The organism is Shewanella sp. 11B5 (assembly GCF_002836795.1).
Taxonomy (GTDB): Bacteria; Pseudomonadota; Gammaproteobacteria; order Enterobacterales; family Shewanellaceae; genus Shewanella; species Shewanella frigidimarina.
This window is the reverse complement of record NZ_PJAP01000648.1, coordinates 1-3,611: the sequence shown is the minus strand read 5'-3', so window position 1 is coordinate 3,611 and position 3,611 is coordinate 1. Positions and strand designations below refer to the sequence as shown.

Sequence of the window (3,611 nt, the reverse complement as noted above, 5' to 3'; positions counted from 1 at the left end):
ATTGGCTATATTCAGCTAATTTGTACCATCGTTTTCGTAATTTGAGCTGCAATATAAAGATCACAAAAACGCGCAGCGATAACATGTTTACCTAAATTAGTATAAGATAGCGACATTAAATTGAGGGAAAAAATGTCACATATTTATCGTTTATCTATAGCTCATATTAATGACACTCATTCTAACTTCGAACCTAGTCCAGTCCAATTTAGCCTGACAGCCCAGCAACACACTTATACACTTGAAGGCCATTCAGGTGGCTATGCGCGCTTAGGTTACCAAATAGAACAGGCAAGGCAGCAAGCCGCAGCCGAACTAACTCCATTTCTATTTTTACATGGCGGCGATAGCTTTCAGGGCACTTTATATTTCAGGGAGTTTCAAGGTGCGGCTAATGCACACCTCCTTAACTTACTCAAACCTGATGCTATGGTATTGGGTAATCACGAAATCGATGCAGGTAACAGCCCTGTACAAGCCTTTTTGAACCGTATCGATTTTCCGGTATTAGCCGGCAATATGGATTTAAGCGCAGAAGATAGACATAAAACAGGTCGATTATACGGCCACCCAATGTTGTACGACTTTGATGACAGCACCAGAACAGCAAAAGTACTGATAAAGCCATTTCACGATACCCAGATGGCTATTATTGGTATTACCTTAGACCAAATGCATTTAATCGCTAGGCCGGACCCCGATACTCATTTTGTTAATGCTATCGACACCACCCGTAAAACAGTTCAAAAACTGAAACAACAAGGTATTAACCATATTATTGTACTAAGCCACCTAGGTTTAGACCAAGACCAAGAACTTGCTGCCAGTGTCGACGGCATAAGCCTAATTGTCGGCGGACATTCTCATACACTTCAAGGTAGTATGAGTAACATTGGCTTAAGCGATATTCCTTACGCCGAAACGATAAACTCAACGCCTATTTTGCATGCCGGAAAATATGCAGAAACACTGGGTCTTGCCCAAATCAATTTTGATTCAAATGGCAAAGTAACCGAGCTTATCGGTAATAATTATTTTATGCTTGATGACAATATTCAAGTCAGCACCAAAGACGGACAGCCTGCCGATAGCGCTATTGCTGCTGATTTAATCGAGCAGTTGTTCACCCATCCAAGTATTAAAGACGCTCAGCATGATGATGCTATTCATCAGGTCATTCATAGCCAATACCGCCCATCATTAGATGCGCTAGAAAACCAAATACTGGCTCATATACCTCGAAACTTTGTTCACACTAGGTTACCCAGCAAACAGCTCCCTCATGGCAGCGAAATAGCCCCTTGGGTGAGTCGTAGCATGTATAAAGCGGCTAAATACATTGAGCCAAATATCGATTTTGCACTGCATAATGCTGGGGGGGTGAGGCAATCGCTCAATAAAGGTCAGTTATCACTTGCTGATGTTGTTGGCCGCATTCTGCCATTCGAATTACCCCTAACGCTGTATCAAATTATGGGTAAACACATTATTGAAGCATTAGAATCGTCCATCAATAGCGCGACCAATAATGGCATTGTTGGTACCGGAGCGGGCAGTTTCCCCTATCCTTATGGATTGCGCTACTTCTATGATGGTAAGCGAATTAAAGGCCAGCGGATCACCCAGATTGATATCTACAAGCAGGATCAATGGCAAACTCTTGAATCCAATAAACTGTATATTGGTGTATCAAGTGCTTATACCGCTGCGGGTAAGGAAGGATATGATGCACTATTGCATGCTCACTGGCAGCAACCGATGAGCAATCAAACACTCCCTGAAGCTTTTATCGATTTTGTTAGCCAGCATGGACATCTCATTACGGGACAACTATTTGCAAATGTACATTATATTAGCCACCGCGACTAAACGATGGCTTCATGTATCTAGATGACAATACCCAACAGAGAATACCTAACAGAAAATACCTAACAGCTGATAGAAGACAATAATTCGCGGTAGATCACAGACCAGAATGAGTAGAAATGGTTAAATGATACAAACGTTGAATTAATATCCTCATTAACTATCATTTTTTGGGCAAAATAGGAATACATACATGAAAGCTAAATTAATTGCATTTGCTGCCGCTGCCACTTTGGCTATGGGTGTTTCTTCTGTATGGGCGCAAGGTGCTTTGCATCAAGGTGAAGTACTCGACACCATGAATGGCGGCGGTTATACCTATGTTCAACTTAAAGAAGCTGATAAAACATATTGGGCTGCGGGTCCGCAAACTGAAGTGACTAAAGGCGATAAAGTAGAAGTGTCTGAACAAATGTGGATGAGCGACTTTAAAAGCTCAAGCCTAAACAGAACATTTGATAAAATCATGTTTGTTGGCAATATTAATAAAAAATAGTACGTTTTATCGTAAAAAGCTTACATAATTGACCAATCTTATCGATTGGTCTTTTTTATGAAAAACTCAATAAATCAACCTCATCAAATCGTTGATTTTTCTGCATCATATGCAACTCAAATAAGTGAGTTATACCATACTGCGGTACAAGGTATTATTCATCCAAGATACCCAAGCATAAAACTCAACGCATGGTCATCAGCACCGCGCTCTACTAAATTTTGGCAACTACGATACAAACGAAATAAAGCCTGGTTAGCACTTGATAACCAACAGGTCATCGGCTTCATTAGTCTAGAAACTCATTTTAAGCACCAAGGTTATATTGACTGCTTATACGTTCACCCCGACTATCAGCAGCAAGGCATCGCCAGCGCACTCTATAAACACTTACAACATTGGGCTCTTCAGCAACAATATCCTTATCTCAGTGTTGATGCATCATACTTATCTAAACCGTTGTTTGAAGCTATGGGGTTTGTTTTGCAACAGACAAGCTACCAACAAAAATGTGGCCAAACGTTTACTGGCTTTTACATGAAAAAACGGTTAATAGACTAGATACTAGGGCGGATTTCGTTATCGCTTGTCACCTCTTGTTACCAGCTTCATAGCTTACTACCTAGCTTCACCGCTTTAACAGAGGTTGTAGCATTTCTTCCAATCCATTGAGCTTCACTTCATACATTAATGCTAATTGCTCACCAAGTTTGCCTTCAGGAAAACCTTTAGAGTGAAACCAAACTAAATAAGGTTCAGGTAACTGCAGTAATTTACGACCAGCATATTTACCAAATGGCATGGTTTGATTAATCGCTTCTAACAATTGCTGCTCATTCATCATTTATGGCTCCACGCCTTTGTGTCTTTATTAGGTTAATGTAATACCAATTTGATTAGCTATTTTATCAGTTCAAAGCCTTTTTCAAAACCGCTTTAGGATTCGAAAAATGAACTGATAATACGCACGTTTGACATAACAGGGCGTCAAAAAGTACAGCTAAGTGGAATGCATAATGAGTTGGTACTGCGTTAATTGATGCGAATTTAATTAATCAGAGGTTAACTAATCAGAGGTTAACTACTGATTAATCAACCCATTCAGAGTAACTCAGGCTGAATTAATTACTGTTTATTTTTAAATCCACAAAATACCCAGTTCGAACGCGATTGCAACTGACTATTTAGGACAATAATCAGACCACTGGTTTGCGTAAAATAACCGATTGAATCAGATTTAAGCTTAAAA

4 protein-coding genes are annotated in these 3,611 nt (G+C 39.9%); 3 read left to right on the top strand and 1 reads right to left on the bottom strand.

The window, feature by feature from the left end; genetic code table 11:
• The first annotated feature begins 132 nt into the window (after positions 1-132).
• The 3 genes from CXF78_RS14840 to CXF78_RS14830 all read left to right on the top strand — a co-directional run bounded on the left by CXF78_RS14840 (position 133) and on the right by CXF78_RS14830 (position 2,923).
• Positions 133-1,869, top strand: coding sequence for a bifunctional metallophosphatase/5'-nucleotidase (locus tag CXF78_RS14840; protein ID WP_102037237.1), 1,737 nt, complete (start codon positions 133-135; stop codon positions 1,867-1,869).
• A 190-nt stretch (positions 1,870-2,059) separates the two neighbouring features.
• Complete coding sequence (locus CXF78_RS14835) at positions 2,060-2,362, top strand: hypothetical protein (protein WP_011636584.1); 303 nt, start codon at positions 2,060-2,062, stop codon at positions 2,360-2,362.
• Positions 2,363-2,419: 57 nt separating this feature from the next.
• Positions 2,420-2,923 carry a GNAT family N-acetyltransferase gene (locus CXF78_RS14830; protein ID WP_102037236.1) on the top strand — a complete coding sequence of 168 codons (504 nt, stop codon included), beginning with the start codon at positions 2,420-2,422 and terminating at the stop codon, positions 2,921-2,923.
• Positions 2,924-2,990: 67 nt separating this feature from the next.
• Here CXF78_RS14830 and CXF78_RS14825 read toward each other — a convergent pair whose 3' ends face one another.
• Positions 2,991-3,203, bottom strand: coding sequence for a DUF3820 family protein (locus tag CXF78_RS14825; protein WP_041413444.1), 213 nt, complete (start codon positions 3,201-3,203; stop codon positions 2,991-2,993).
• Between the last annotated feature and the right edge of the window lie 408 nt (positions 3,204-3,611).